This window comes from Phaeodactylibacter xiamenensis (assembly GCF_965229835.1).
In the GTDB taxonomy this organism is placed as follows: Bacteria; Bacteroidota; Bacteroidia; order Chitinophagales; family Saprospiraceae; genus Phaeodactylibacter; species Phaeodactylibacter xiamenensis.
Genome location: NZ_OZ245931.1, coordinates 3,040,215 through 3,056,510, shown reverse-complemented (window position 1 = coordinate 3,056,510; position 16,296 = coordinate 3,040,215). Strand labels below are relative to the sequence as shown.

The 16,296-nt window shown below is 51.6% G+C and carries 4 protein-coding genes; 2 read left to right on the top strand and 2 right to left on the bottom strand.

Going from position 1 to position 16,296, the window contains the following annotated elements:
• Positions 1 to 11: 11 nt before the first annotated feature.
• Complete coding sequence (gene dapF / locus ACO08I_RS11275) at positions 12 to 815, bottom strand: diaminopimelate epimerase (RefSeq protein ID WP_282783438.1); 804 nt, start codon at positions 813 to 815, stop codon at positions 12 to 14.
• Positions 812 to 1,039: a hypothetical protein gene (locus ACO08I_RS11270; RefSeq protein ID WP_044221417.1), complete on the bottom strand. Its 228-nt coding sequence runs from the start codon at positions 1,037 to 1,039 to the stop codon at positions 812 to 814. Before ACO08I_RS11270 ends, dapF begins: the two co-directional genes overlap by 4 nt.
• 405 nt (positions 1,040 to 1,444) lie before the next feature.
• Between ACO08I_RS11270 and ACO08I_RS11265 the strand changes: the two genes are divergently transcribed.
• Positions 1,445 to 8,818: an HYR domain-containing protein gene (locus ACO08I_RS11265; protein WP_421949347.1), complete on the top strand. Its 7,374-nt coding sequence runs from the start codon at positions 1,445 to 1,447 to the stop codon at positions 8,816 to 8,818.
• 579 nt (positions 8,819 to 9,397) lie between these two features.
• On the top strand, positions 9,398 to 16,261 hold the full coding sequence (locus ACO08I_RS11260) for an HYR domain-containing protein (RefSeq protein ID WP_421949346.1): 6,864 nt from the start codon (positions 9,398 to 9,400) through the stop codon (positions 16,259 to 16,261).
• The last annotated feature ends 35 nt before the right edge of the window (positions 16,262 to 16,296 follow it).

Here is a 16,296-nt window from a genome sequence, read left to right as displayed (position 1 = left end):
TTTGCTCGTTACTATATATAAAGGTGTCCCTGAAAAACTTCTTCGGCCGGCCCACACAACCAAATCTTACTGTAACGGTCCTCTTTTTTGTCCATTCTGATCTCGAGTATCCCTCCTTTTGTTTGCACAGGGATGGTTATCCCGGGCTCGTCCAACAGTTTATGTCGAAGGGTATAAGCTATAGCTGCCGCCGTCACACCTGTGCCACAGGAAAGGGTTTCTGCTTCCACTCCGCGTTCATAGGTGAAAACCTGCAGCGGGAGGCTCGGTGCTGCCGATACGAAGTTTACATTGGTCCCTGTCGCTGCAAATTGCTCATTGTAGCGGATGTGTCGTCCTTCCTTTTCTACGTTCAGGGCATGCAGCGTTTCTTCAAACCTCACATAATGAGGAGAACCGGTATCCATGAAAAAATAGTCCTGCCCTCGTTCTACTTTTAGCACATCTGACATTTCGATTTCAAACCAGCCTTCTTTTTTCAGACTTAAACGAGCCCGGTGCGGCCCATCAGGAGCAAAGAAGTAATAGCTTGACTGCTCTAGTCCAAGGGAACGCGCAAAAGCAACCGTACATCGGGCTCCATTGCCACACATTGAGCCTCTGTGCCCATCCGCATTAAAATAATCCATCTCAAAATCGTATCCCTGTTTTGGCTGCAGTAAAATTAGCCCATCAGCCCCTATGCCAAAGCGACGGTCGCAAAGTCTCTTAATAAGGGCCGTCTCGCTTCCATCCAATACAGTTGCTTTCATCTGATTGATCATGATGAAATCATTGCCTGTACCCTGGTATTTGTAAAATTGGAGTAGCTTCATTTTTGCGCAGGCTTTTCAAGGTTTATACTGTCTGCTGCGGGTTTTTCCCGGGTCTGATCCGGCACTTCCAATCCGAATGGGACGTCAAGTGTGTAGTGCCGGTACGCTGCAAAAGCAGAAAGCAGCACAATGACGGCGGCACCGATAAGTGATATACGCCACCCCCATATGTTGCCAATATACTCGCCATCGAATGGGTCTTTCTTTTTAGGTTCCTGAGTCATATTCAATAGGTTTAAAAAAACAAATATAGAGTGTATGTCGGGAAGAATACAATCTTCTTAGAGCCGGGAGGCGCTACTTCTTTAAGACTTGCAAAGTCTGGGAAAAGCGTCAGCGGTTGATTGTCAGTCTCTTCGGGAATGTATCCATTTCTTGTTGCCTGTTAGTCGCTTCTTTGCTCGCACATTGTTGTATTTGAATATAAAATAATACTATCTTTATCCCCGAATTAAGAAGCTTGTAGGAAAATAAAACAAAGAATTACAGGCTTTGTGCTTGTTTTTTAACACGCTCAGCTTCTTGATAAGACGACCGATACCTACAAGAATTATTTTATCCTAAGGGATAGATATACAGTTTAACGACCTTTTTTTTAACCTAATTTTTTTTAAACAAATCGTGATCTTATGGAAAAAACGAAGTTTACTTTCGTTTCTCCGTCGCGGCTGGCAGGCGCATTTGCGTTCGCGCTGTTGACTTTCCTGGGCCTTCCACAGGCTTTTGCACAGGATTGTCCAACACCATCGAACGTAGACGTGAGCTACAACTGTGATGGAGTCGTTGTACTGGACTGGGACATTACGGACCCAAGCGGCCTGGTACAATCTTACACCGTTGACATCGAGAATGGCAACCAGCCGGTTGTCGACTTTGTCAACATGACTTCCACTGAGCTGACTATTGTTGCAGGTACCCTGACACCAGGCACGACCTACAACTACGCAATTACTGCGAACTGTGCAGCTTCTAATGTTTCATCTGCAACTGGCCAAATCGATGGCGCGGACATTCAGGACCGCCAGCCAACGATTTCTATCACCAACGTGAACAACCCAGTTTGCCCGGGCGACGAGTTCTCCGGCAGCTTTGATGTTACGGTGAATGATGGTTGTGGCGCTTCCTACAATATCTCTGTAGGCGGGACCACTTTCTTCAACGTGCCAGCGGGCAATACCATAACCTTCGGTGGGCTGAACGCCGCAGTAGGTGGTACAGTCTACACGGTGAACCTCTCCTTGGCTTCAGCAGGCGGCTGCCAGTTTAACACAGACCAGACGGGCTGTGTTTCTTCTGTTTCAGCAACTCAGACGCTGACGCCATCCGACAGCCAGGCACCAGGTATGGACGTGACTGCAGCCGGTGGTGTTGACCTGGGCTCAGGCGCGGTACTTACTTACACTCCGCCAGAGGGCGAGTGCGGCGTACAGCTGCTTTGGTCTGTGTTCCCATTCGACAACTGCGGTGGGCCATCTGATATTGACTTCACAGCGAGTGTGACCAATAACAACCTTGGCGTATTCCCAACAGCTTCAGTAACTCAGGATGCAGTAGACGCGGCTTACGCTGTGAATATCTTCGCTGCAGTAGGCACGAACGTTGTTACGCTTAGCGCAACCGATGAGAATGGCAACAACACGACCCTGACTTTCACTATCGAAGTACTGGATGTGCGTATCCCTGAGATTTACGGCCCTGGCGACATGCAGGTTCAAATCCCGGCTTGCCAGGATGAAGGCGTGCCTGTAAACTGGACAGTATCTACAGTTGATGACTGTGATGTGCAGCCAGCACTGACTCAGACAGCTGGCCCATCTTCCGGCAGCACGCTGACAGCAGGTACTTACACGGTATCTTACACTTCTACTGACGATACAGGCAATACTGCTTCCTACAGCTTCGATATCGAAGTGACGCAGGCAGCAAGCCCGGCTCCAATCGTAGACGTATCAGGCAATGGCCAGTTCAACGTACCAGCTTGTGAGGACAACGCAGAGGTTGTGTTCTCTGGCAACGTATATGACTGTGACCTGACAGTATTCAACTTCAATCCTGCGGACCTGACCGTTAGCGGTGCAGATGTAGCGATCAGCTACTTCCTGCCACAGGAAGACTACGTATACTTCGAGGCTACCGGCAACCTTGAGCCAGGTGATTACCTCATCGCAGTAAGCTACCAGGGCGTAACTGTAGACCACGCGGTTTCTGTTATCCAGGATGCGAACCAGCCTGCAACGGTCACGATGCCCGGCAACCTTGCATTCCTTGAGCCACTGTGTGCTGACGGAGCAGACCTGAGCTTCCAGGTACAGATCACAGACGACTGTGATGCAGACCTTAGCGGTGCTACCTTCACACTGAACGGCGGTGCTGCACCTGCAGTTGACGCAGCCGCTTCTGATGAGGCAAATGGCCTTTACGTATGGAACCTTGCTGGTATCCCAGCGGGCTCTTACACACTCGTAGGTACTTACACTGACGGCGCAGGCGCGACTTCAGAAGGCACTGCTACCTTCACGGTAACCGACCAGCCTGACAACGCTGCTCCGATTATTGTATACCCATCACAAAATATCAACGTTGCACTTGACCCATGCTCTGATTCTAACATTGGACTGGTTACTTTCCAAGTTTCTGCGATCGACAATTGTGATGGTGATGTTGATCCGACTGTTACTATTGATGCCCCTGCAACAGTGCTTGCATCTGCTGGTGTATACACAGTGTCTGCCCCAGCTAATGAGGGTCCTTATACTGTTACAATCGAAGCTTCTGATGCAGCTGGCAACAGCCGCACGGAGTCTTTCGTAATTAACGTGACTCAGGCACCCGCACCACAGGAGAACCTGGCGTGTAACGATAACATCAACGTTACGCTTGACGACAACTGCTCACGCGTAGTTACTGCAGATATGGTACTCGAGGGCAACTTTGGCTGCCTTACAGATGATGACTTCGTACTAAACATCGTCAACGATGACAACCCATCTAACGGTAATATTCTTGACGGACATGGGGAGTTTATCTACGAAATCTCTCTGAGCCAGCCACAGACTACTGTAGATTTTACAGGTGCATTTGCTCCCGCTAACTGGGACCTGTCTTCTACTTCAACAGGCATTACTGTTGAGTTCACGGGTGACCAAGCTATCCAGTTCGATAGCCCTGTAGACCCAGGTGTTGGTGACCAGACAGCTATGGCTTCTATCGAAGTACCACTAGACGGTCAGTTGTCCTTCGATTGGTACTTCCAGACGGAGGAGTTTGCAGGTTCTTCTTTATTTATATATGAGTTCTTCGGTTACTCTATTGATGCTAGCGGCAATATTACAGAAGTAGTACTCGCTGCTGATTTCAACGGTACAGGGGGCATTGATCCTACGACTGGCGAAGCATCTGGTAGCGTAAGCCTTGATCTGAACGGTGGTGACCTGTTTGTTCTGTTCATGACTGTTGATGGTCTTGCTCCATATGGCGCTGATGCAACTGTCAGCAACTTCGTGTTTGATCCAGCAGGTGCAGATATTACAGGCTTCGAGCCATGCTGGGGCTATGTTACCGGCGAAGACAAGACCGCACCAGTTGTTGAGTGCCCGGACAATACAGCTGTAGCGACGATTTCTGAGTCTGTACAGAAGATCCAGGGCGCCCTGGAGACGACTGACGCACAGCTTGAGCTTGCGGACTACTCTTGCTTCCTTGACGGAGCAGGCCCAGTTGCAGGCGGACAGTACTACGACATCATCGAGTTCCAGGTGAGCGCCGATGATATCTACACGATTTATCTGAACACTTCATGGGGCGACGGCTTCACTGCACTGTACCAGGGCAGCTTTGATGCGGACAGCCCATGTGAGAATATCCTTTACGCAGCGGATGACAACATCCTTGGCAACGCAGGCCCAATCGGCGGCTTGTTCGACCCACAAGTGCGCGTAACGCTGCCACTGCGTGCGTACGAGACTTACTTCGTGCTGGTTTCCAGCTTTGGCTCAGACGTGACTGGCTCCTACGAGCACACGATCTTCAGCGACGGCAACGGCCTTGTAGGCGCATGGAACTTTACAGAAACGATGCTGCCAGACTGGACAATCCAGTATGACACGACGTTCTCTGCCCTGCCATCGACTACTGAGCAGCTGTCTATCCCGCTGTTCTGTGACGACTTCGGCCAGATCTACGGCGGCGACGCAGGTTCTGTAGCACAGGAGACTGCATTCATCAGCGGCACTTACCAGTGGGTAGGCGCGCCAAGTGCGACGGACAACTGCGACAACAACGTAGACATCACAGCGACGGACAGCTTCACAGCTTCCGGCGACTGCGGCGACGTAGTAATCACGCGCTCCTTCACGGCTACTGACGACCAGGGCCTGACAGACGAGTGCCAGCAGCAGATCACGATCCGCAAGCCAACGCTTGACGACGTGAACTTCCCAAGCTTCACAGCAGTGGTAGAGTGCGACGAAGACTTCCCAACGCTGGCGAACGGCAACCCGGCTCCAGAGCTGACTGGCTATCCGTTCATCTTCACAGCGTTCGGCATCTTTGACATCGCTCCGAATTACTGCAACATCGGCGCTTCTTACGAAGACCTGCCAACAGTAGACGAGTGCGAAGGCCGCTTCAAGTTCCGCCGTGAGTGGACTATCTTTGACTGGTGCGACCCAGGCAGCTCATTGATCGCTAACCAGCTGATCAAAGTAGGCGACTACACAGCGCCAGAGGTGTCTTGCCCAGCGGGCACGCCAATCGCTTACTCTACAAGCCCATTCTCTTGCGGTGCATCTTTCGAAGTGCCTATGCCAAGCGTGAGCGACAACTGCTCTAACGTAACGGTATACACTGAGATCGTGACGACAACAGAGGAAGAGGTGATCAACCAGTACGGCCTGCCAACCGGACAGTTTGTGATCGACACCGTAGTGGTGCGCACAATCCAGCCCGGCGCGAACCGTTTTGTATCCTCTATCCCATTCGGCGACCACTTCTTCCGCTATGTGGCAGAAGACGACTGTGGCAATGAGACGGAGCTGTACTGCCCATTCTCAGTGATCGACCAGATCGAGCCGGTGGCAGTATGCGACGACCAGCTGAACGTAAGCATCGGCGGCGGCAACATCGTGCCTGGCCAGCCAGCGCTTGCACGGGTGTTCGCATCTGACGTGGACGAAGGCTCATGGGACAACTGCGGTGATGTATCTATCGCGATCTTCCGCAACAACTTCAACCCGATCACTTACACTTGCGGCACGCAGAACAGCGTAACCGGCGATTTCGTCGACTTCTTCTGCTGTGACGTAGGCGTTACATCTGATATCACACTGGTTGTGACCGACCAGTACGGCAACCAGAACTCCTGCTGGCTGAGCGTTACGCCAGAGGACAAGATCAACCCATTCTGTGACGCGCCAGACAACGTAGTTGTGGATTGCGACGACCTGCCATACGGCTTCGACGCATCTGACGCAGGCCAGCTGGAAGACCTGTTCGGCATGGCGACGGGCGCAGACAACTGCGGCGTAGCATCTGTACAGCAGGTAGCATCGAACGCTGACCTGGAGTGCGGCTACGGCTCCATCACTCGTATCTTCCGCGTCACTGACGTGAACGGCCTGAGCAGCACGAACAGCTGTGTGCAGGTGATCACGATCAATGAGGTGCACAACTACGAGATCTACTTCCCAGAGGACGCTGAGGCGAACTGTGGCACGCCAACGCCAGACACCGTTGAGTACAACGAGCTTGGCTGCGACCTGCTTGCAGTGACAAGCAACGACGAGCAGTTCTCTGCATCCGGCGACGAGTGCTACAAGATCTTCCGTACGTGGAAGGTGATCAACTGGTGCCAGTATGACGGCGAGAGCGACCCTTACATCGTAGGCCGCGACGAGGACTGCAACGGAACGCCAGGCGATGGCGACCGTATTGCGAACAACGGCAACGGCTTCTGGCTGCTTGCACGCCCGAACGGCAAGATCTACTTCGACCAGGACACAGACGAGACACCTGACAACAACGTACCAGGCATCAACTTCTGTGGCGTATCGAATGACTACTACAGCTTCGAGTATGACGAGACTGGCTACTACCAGTACACTCAGATCATCAAGGTATACGACGACACCGCTCCTGAGATCAGCTTCACGCAGGCAGACGCATTCTGCTCACTGGACAACGTGAACTGTGATGCGAACGTGACTTATCCGTTCAGCATCGATGAGGACTGTACGCCAGACGACCTGACGATCAAGGTGTTCCTTGACCCATTCCTGAGCGGTGACCTTGTGGAGCTGACAGGCGTGGTATCTGGTTCTTACCCAGACTACACGATCACAGTGAACGACCTGCCAATCGGCAGCCACGCGTTCGAAGTGCACGTACTGGACGGCTGTGGCAACTCAGACCTTGCGATCCTGCCATTCGACATCATCGACTGCAAGGCGCCAGCGCCATTCTGCCTGAACGGCATTGCGATCGAGCTGATGCCAGTAGACGAGGACGGCGACAACCTGCCGGACCCGGGCGCAGGCATGGCTGAGATCTGGGCGAGCGACTTTGTCGACTTCTCCACTCAGGCGGGCGACTGCTCTGAGCCAATCAAGTACTCTATCAACCGCGTAGGCGAGCCTAACAACCCTGACCAGACCGGCCTTGTGCTGACTTGCGACGACGAAGGCACGCTGGTGATCGAGATCTGGGCGTACGACGCAGCTGGCAACAGCGACTTCTGCGAGACGTACATCCTGGTACAGGACAACATGGGCGTATGCGGTGCAGCAGCACCAATGGCAGCCGGTGCAGTCAATACCGAGGACAACGAGCCGGTAGAAGATGTACAGGTCAGCCTTTCCGGCCAGGCTTCTACAGCGATGACGACTCAGAACGACGGCGCTTACGTATTCACGAACCTGACATCAGGCCTTGACTACACGATCACGCCACAGCGCGACGGCGACTACCTCAACGGTGTGTCTACGTTCGACCTGGTACTGATCAGCAAGCACATCCTGGGCGTTGGCCCGCTGAGCACGCCATACCAGCGTATCGCAGCGGACGTTAACAACTCTGGCTCTATCACTACTCTGGACTTGATCCAGCTGCGCAAGCTGATCCTGTCTATCGATACAGAGTTCGCTAACAACACCAGCTGGCGCTTTGTGGAGACGGCTTACGTCTTCCCAGACCCATCTAACCCATGGGCAGAGCAGTTCCCTGAAGTGATCAACATCAACGACCTGCCTGCGACAAGCATCATGGATGCGGACTTCGTAGCCGTGAAGATTGGTGATGTGAACGGTGATGCGGCAGCAAACAGCTTTGCAGTAGTTGACGAGCGCAGCTACGAAGGCACTTTTGCACTGCAGACAGACGAGCAGGAGCTGAAGGCGGGCAATGAGTACCGCGTAAGCTTCACAGCTGCTGAGCTGGCACGCATCGAGGGCTACCAGGCGACGCTGACGCTGAGCAACGGCGTAGAGCTGGTAGACATCGTAAGCGGTGTAGCTACTGAAGACAACTTCGGCCTGGCTTACCTGGGCGAAGGCATGATCACGACAAGCTGGAACGGCGAAGCATCTGATGCAGAGCTGTTCACACTGGTATTGCGCGCCAACAGCGACGTGATGCTGAGCGAAGTACTGGGCGTAAGCTCAGCAGTTACGAAGGCAGAAGCTTACGGCAAAGACGGCAGCTTCCAGGACGTAGCGATCGAGTTCAGCACCGGTACTGTAGCGGGCGCAGGCTTCGAGCTGTACCAGAACCAGCCGAACCCATTCAAGGGCGAGACTGTGATCGGCTTCAACCTGCCAGAGGCAGCACAGGTGACGATCACCATCAGCGACGTAACCGGCAAGGTACTGAAACTGTACCGCCAGGATGGCTCTAAAGGCTACAACCACATCACGGTTAAGTCTTCTGAGCTGGCGGCGACAGGCGTAGTATCTTACACTGTTGAAACTGGTGACTACACAGCAACGAAGAAGATGGTAATCATCAAGTAACCATCTCTTTGAGATATAGCCCGGCGGGCGCTGCTTAGGCGGCGCCCGCAGTGGGCAGACCGGGAGGCCGGGCATCCGAAAGGGCGCCCGGCCTTTCTGGTTTTAGGCTAAAGCAGTGATTTCAAAGGTGGTGGACATTGAATAAAAAATAATTTGATTTATCGCAGATAAATAGATCGGATTATGAGTGGGGGTATTGCATAATTGAAATAAATATCCGTTATTTGAACTCACAAACACCTACAGAAAGAAAAAAAGAGCCCAAATAAAAAAGCTCAGTCCCTGTTACACACCCTTTATACAACCTACCTTAACATCTTATTGATATGCACTCCCGGCAGCGGTACATCCGTATGCCATCTTGTAATTTTAGACCCACAGTTTTAGACCCCTTCATAGTTTATTCACTTCTAATGACAGGTGTATAACCTTCAATACTCAGGTATTTATAGGAGGTTTTACGAACAGTGCCTTGCCCCTTTGGCAGGGAGCATGACTGTCGTATACGTCCTTTTTGACCATAATTCCATTAACACAAATCGTAATTCTATGAACATTATGACCTTGACGAAACCTTTTATGACCCGGACCTTGGGCCTGCTGTTTGCAGCAGTACTGTTTACAGGTTGGTCAGGAAATCTCTTTGGGCAATGCCCGATTCCTGCTAACGTGGATGTGGGGTACGATTGCAACGGAGTCGTGACACTTGACTGGGATGGCTCTGCCGCAGCGAACAGCTACACGGTAGATATTGAAAATGGCAATCAGCCGGTTGTCGACTTTGTGAACATGACAAATACTCAATTGACAATTGCCGCAGGAACGCTATCGGCTGGTACGACCTATAATTATGCAATTACTGCTAATTGTGGTTCGTCTAATGTTGCTTCTGCCACTGGTTCAATTAATGGGGACCTCATCCAAAACAGGCTGCCGGAAATTCAAATCTCTGATGTGGCCAGCCCGGTTTGCGGAGGAGATGATGGCAGTTTCGATGTGGTTGTTAGCGATATGGCTGATGGCGGAGTGTCTGATTGCAATGCAATTTATAATATTGTAGTGCTTGCAAACGGCAGTGAAGCCGATCGCCAAAACAACGTTGCTTCAGGCGAAGTGGTTTCATTCAGCCTCCCGGGCAGTACAGGAGCCGGGACTACTTACAGCGTGACTTTGGAGCTGGTAAATGAAGGAGACTGTACCTTTAACGCAGATTGTGTGGAAAGCCTTTCCACTGAAGTTACACTTGCCGCTTCTGATAATCAAGCACCGGAAATAGAAGTGACCGGATCAGGAGGAGTCTCTGTGAATCCCGGAGCTGCTTTTGCTTACAGCCCACCGGAAGGCGAGTGTGGCGTACAGCTGCTATGGTCTGTACTGCCCTCCGATAATTGCGAAAGCCCTTCCGAACTTAGCTTTGACGTTACCTTGACGAACCCCGATCCGGGAGCAGCACCTACTGTCTCTTTTGAGCAGATAGCTCTGGATGCGGCATATGTACTGAATATTTTTCTTGCTGTAGGTGAAAATACCCTGACCATCACCGCTACTGATGGGAATGGCAACTCAGAAGTATTGGATTACGTTCTGACTGTAAATGACAGCCGTGCTCCTGAAGTTTACGGCCCGGGTGATATGAATGTGGAAATCCCCGCTTGTCAAAATGAAGGTGTACCTGTCAACTGGACAATCGTTGTTGCTGATGATTGCGATACCCAACCTGATCTGCAGCAGACCTCAGGGCTTGCTTCCGGCTCTGTATTTTCTGAAGGCTCTTATAATATCAGCTATACTGCAACCGACTACAGCGGGAATGCGACCGTTTACAGCTTTACTGTGAATGTTACACAGGCTAACAGCCCACAGCCAATCGTTGACATTTCCGGAAACGGACAGTTCCACGTGCCAGCCTGCGAAGCTTCTGAGTTTGTGGTGCTATCGGGTAATATCTACGATTGTGATCTTACAGCGGATGATAACCTCTCAGGTGCTATTACTGTAAGTGGTGCTCCCTTGGCAATCACCTATACTCTTGCTGAAGGTGGGTTTGCATATTTTGAGGCCGCCGGCAATCTTACACCGGGTAATTACTTAATTGACTTCACCTATGGTGGTGTAACCGTAGATCACGCGGTAAGTGTTATACAGGATGCAAATCAGCCGGCTGGAATCACCATGCCCGGTAACCTGACTTTTCTGGAGCCTATTTGCACAGCTGGTGCGAATCTCAGCTTCCAGGTGCAAATCTCAGATGATTGTGATACCGACCTGTCAGGTGCCACCTTTACGCTAAATGGCGCTGCTGCACCAGCGATCGATCCATTGGCTTCTGAGCCGGAAAGTGGCTTATATGTATGGAACCTAAGTGGTATCCCGGCAGGTGTATATACTTTGGTAGCCAGCTATACAGATGGCGCCGGGGATACTTCCGAAGGCATATCAGAGCTCACCGTTACAGATCAGCCAGATAACTCAGCCCCAATCATTGTTTATCCTTCCCAGAATATCAACGTTGTATTGGACCCCTGCGCCCCCTCTACTGCTGAGGTGAGCTTCCAGGTTTCTGCAATAGACAATTGTGAAGGCGCATTGACTCCAAACGTTAGCGTGTCGGGTAGCGCAACCATCGCGCCATCTGCCGGCAACACCTACGTGGTGACCGCACCGGCAAACGCAGGGCCGTTCACCGTTAGCATCTTCGCAGAAGACGGATCAGGCAACAGCCGTTCCGAAAGTTTTGCGATCAGTGTAACCCAGGCTGCTGCACCTTCAACCAACCTGGCGTGTAACGATAACATCAATGTCACCCTCAATGATAACTGCTCCCGGGTCATTACTGCTGATATGGTGCTCGAAGGCAACTTCGGCTGCCTGACAGAAGAAGACTTCAGCATTACTATCGTCAATGACCTCAACCCCTCTAACGGCAATATTGTCGATGGGGACGGCCAGTTTATTTATGATATTTCCGGTCCGGACGTACCCGGATTCGAGAATTGCTGGGGCTATGTTACTGCGGAGGACAAGACTGCTCCGGTTATTAGCTGCCCGGATGATACAGGAGAAGCTATTTTCAGCACTGCTGTTCAGAAGATTCAGGGAGCCCTGACGACCACGGATGCACAACTGGAACTGGCAGACTATTCCTGCTTCCTCGATGCAGCTGGCCCAACGGCCGGATCACATTACTACGATATCATTGAGTTCCAGGTGAGCCAGGACGATATCTACACCATTTACCTGAATACGGAATGGGGCGATGGGTTCACGGCTTTATATCAGGGCAGCTTTAATCCTAATAGTCCCTGCGAAAATATCCTGTACGCCGCTGACGATAACATCCTCGGTAATGTTGGTCCAATCGGCGGTTTATTCGATCCGCAGGTACGGGTGACACTCCCACTTCGGGCCTATGAAACCTACTTGGTGCTGGTTTCCAGCTTCGGTGCAGATGAGACCGGTGCTTACGAACATACCATCTTTAGTGATGGCAATGGTTTGGTCGGTGTTTGGAATTATTCCCAAACTACCCTGCCAGACTGGACCATTCAGTTTGATACGACATTCTCTGCTTTGCCAACAACTACTGAAACACTGACAGCACCGCTGTTCTGTGATGATTTCGATCATATTTATGGAGGTGATGCGGGAAGCGTTGCTCAGCAAACAGCATTCATTCAGGGCACGTACGGTTTTGTCGGCGCACCTTCCGCTACGGATAACTGCGACACAAATGTAGACATAACAGCTACGGATGATTTTGTCGCTAATGGCGATTGTGGAGACGTTGTCATTACCCGGACCTTCGTCGCAAGAGATGACAACGGCCGCACGGACAACTGCCAGCAGCAGATTACCTTCCGTAAACCGACTCTGGATGATGTTAACCTGCCTTCCTTTACCGTTGCGATTGAGTGCGATGAGGACTATCCGACTCTGGCAGACGGAAATCCGAGCCCTGAGCTGACTGGCTATCCGTTCATCTTTACTGCTTTTGGAATTTTTGATATTGCGCCTTCCTATTGCAATATTGGAGCATCATTTGATGATACTCCAGCGATAGACGAGTGCGACGGCCGCTTCAAGTTCCGCCGGGAATGGACTATTTTCGACTGGTGCGACCCGGGCAGCTCGCTCGTAGTCAATCAGCTGATCAAGGTAGGGGACTTCACTGCCCCTCAGATTGAGTGCCCGGCTGGTACACCGTTGGTATACTCTTCCAGCCCATTTGCCTGTACGGCAGCATTCGCAGTGCCTATGCCTGCTAATATTTCAGACAACTGCTCAGGTGTAAGTGTATATACTGAGATCGTGACAGAGGTGGAAGATAGCATCTTTAACCAGTATGGTCTGTTTGCAGGTATCGAGATTGATACGGTCGTTGTACGGACCATTGCACCGGGTGCAAGCCGTTTTGTGGGCAGTATTCCGTTTGGTAGCCACTATTTCCGCTACGTAGCAGAAGATGACTGCGGCAATGCAACAGAATTGTACTGTCCTTTTGAGGTTGTGGATCAAATCGAGCCTATCGCGATTTGTGATGACCAACTAAACGTGAGCATTGGCGGTGGTAATATCGTGCCCGGGCAGCCTGCCGGAGCGCGGATCTTCGCTCATGATGTAGACGAGGGATCCTGGGATAACTGTGGTGATGTGACCATTCAGGTCTTCCGCAATAATTTCAACCCCGTAACAAACACTTGTGGTACGCAGAACAGTGTCGCCGGAGACTACGTTGATTTCTTCTGCTGTGATGTTGGCGTGACCTCTGATGTGACCCTGGTTGTCACCGACCAATACGGTAATCAGAATACCTGCTGGCTGAGCGTGACACCGGAGGACAAGATCAATCCATTCTGTGATGCCCCTGACAACGTAGTGGTAGACTGTGATGATCTTCCTTATGGGTTTGACCCAACCAATGCCGATCAGCTGGAGGACCTCTTCGGCATGGCTACCGGTGCAGACAACTGTGGCATCGCGAGTGTTCAGCAAGTGGCTGCCAATAACAACCTTGATTGTGGCTTTGGCTCCATCACCCGTATTTTCCGGGTGACCGACGTGAACGGCCGCAACAGCACCAATAGCTGTGTACAGGTTATTACGGTCAATGAGGTACACAACTACGAAATCAACTTCCCTAAAGATGCAGAAGCACAGTGCGGTATTGCTGAGCCGGACAGCGTGACCTACAACGAGATTGGCTGCGACCTGCTTGCCATTTCCAGCTCTGATGAAACCTTCTCTGCCTCTGGTAACGAATGCTACAAAATCTTCCGTACCTGGAAGGTGATCAACTGGTGTCAGTACGATGGCGAAAGTGCCCCGTACATCGTTGGCAGGGATGAAGACTGCAACGGCACACCTGGCGATAAGAGCATATGGCTGCTGGCTCGCCCGAATGGCAAGATTTACTTCGATCAGGACACTGATGAGTCATCGGACAACAACGTGCCGGGTATCAACTTCTGTGGTACTTCCAATGACTACTACGACTTCGTATACGATGAAACGGGTTTCTACCAGTATACCCAAATCATCAAAGTATACGATGATATCGCACCGGATATTTCCTTCAATGCCGCTTCTCCATTCTGTTCGCTGGATAATGTGGATTGCGATGCAACAGTTGTCTTCCCATTCACGGTTGATGAGGATTGCACGCCGAACGACCTCGATGTTGATGTCTTCCTGAATGCTTTCAACAACGGTACACTTACACCGCTCAACGGTGCCCTGTCTGGTGCTTATCCCAACTTCACGATTACAGGGGCTTTCCCAATCGGCGCGCACTCCTTTGAAGTACGCGTGAAAGATGGGTGCGGCAATTCTGATCAGGCAGTGCTGCCGTTCAGTGTGATCGACTGCAAGGCGCCGGCACCTATTTGCATCAACGGTCTTGCCATTGAGCTGATGCCGGTAGACGAGGATGGCGACAACCTGCCTGATCCAGGCGCAGGCATGGCGGAAATCTGGGCGAGCGATTTCATAGCTTCTCCGATTTCAGACTGTTCAGAGCCCATCAAGTACTCTATCAACCGCGTTGGTGAGCCAAATGACCCGGATCAGACCGGCTTGATCCTGACTTGTGACGATGAGGGTACCCTTGTTGTGGAAATCTGGGCATACGATGCTGCCGGTAACGGTGACTTCTGCGAGACTTACATCCTGGTACAGGACAATATGGGGCTCTGCGGTGATGCCTCACCAATGGCAGCAGGTGCAATCAGCACCGCGCAGGATGAAGCAGTGGAAGATGTTATGGTCAATCTGTCCGGACAAATGTCTGATATGATGATGACTCAGGCAGATGGTCAGTACAGCTTCACCGGACTGCAGCCCGGGCTGGACTATACCGTTACGCCACAGCGCGATGGTGATGACCTCAACGGGGTGTCCACCTATGACCTGGTGCTCATTAGCAAGCACATTCTGGGCGTGGACCCACTGGATTCGCCCTATCAGCTGATTGCAGCTGACGTCAACCGCTCAGGTACGGTAACTACGCTGGACCTGATTCAGCTCCGTAAGCTGATTCTGTCCATTACCACGTCGTTCACTGATAATACGAGCTGGCGTTTCGTGGAAGCAAGCTATAACTTCCCGAACCCTGCTAACCCATGGGCAGCGCAATTCCCTGAAGTGATCAACTTCAATGACCTGCCTTTAGGAGGCATCAGCAATGCTAACTTTGTTGCAGTGAAGATTGGTGATGTAAGCGGTGATGCAACGCCTAACAGCTTTGCAGCTATTGACGAGCGCAGCTACGAAGGCCTCTTCGCACTGCAAACAGACGAGCAGGAGCTGAAAGCAGGCAATGAATACCGCGTAACCTTTACTGCCGCCGATCTGCAGGCAATTGAAGGCTATCAGGCTACGCTGACGCTGAGCAGTGAAGTAGCATTGGTCGACATCGTAAGCGGTGTGGCCACAGAAGACCACTTTGGTCTGGTATACGCTGGCGAGGGTATGATCACCACAAGCTGGAACTGGGCGTCTAAAGCGACAGCAGAAGCCCTGGCAGGCACGGAACTGTTCACACTGGTACTGCGTGCAGAAAGCAATGTGATGCTGAGCGAGGTGCTGGGCGTTAGTTCAGCCGTTACCAAAGCGGAAGCTTATGGCAAAGACGGAACCTTCCGGGACGTAGCCATCGAGTTTAGCGGTACTGCCGCAGCGGTTGCTGGTTTTGAGCTTTATCAGAATCAGCCTAACCCCTTCAAGGGAGAAACTGTAATTGGTTTCAACCTTCCGGAAGCGGCTCAGGCGACAGTGACGATCAGCGATGTCACTGGAAAAGTCCTGAAGCTCTACCGCCTCGAAGGTACAAAGGGCTATAACCAACTGACTGTACGTTCGGCTGATCTGGCAGCAGCTGGTATGGTCTCCTATACTGTTGCAGCAGGCAGCTATACAGCGACTAAGAAGATGGTCATTGTAGAATAACAGCAAACAGGCATAACGTACCTGTTTAATCGACC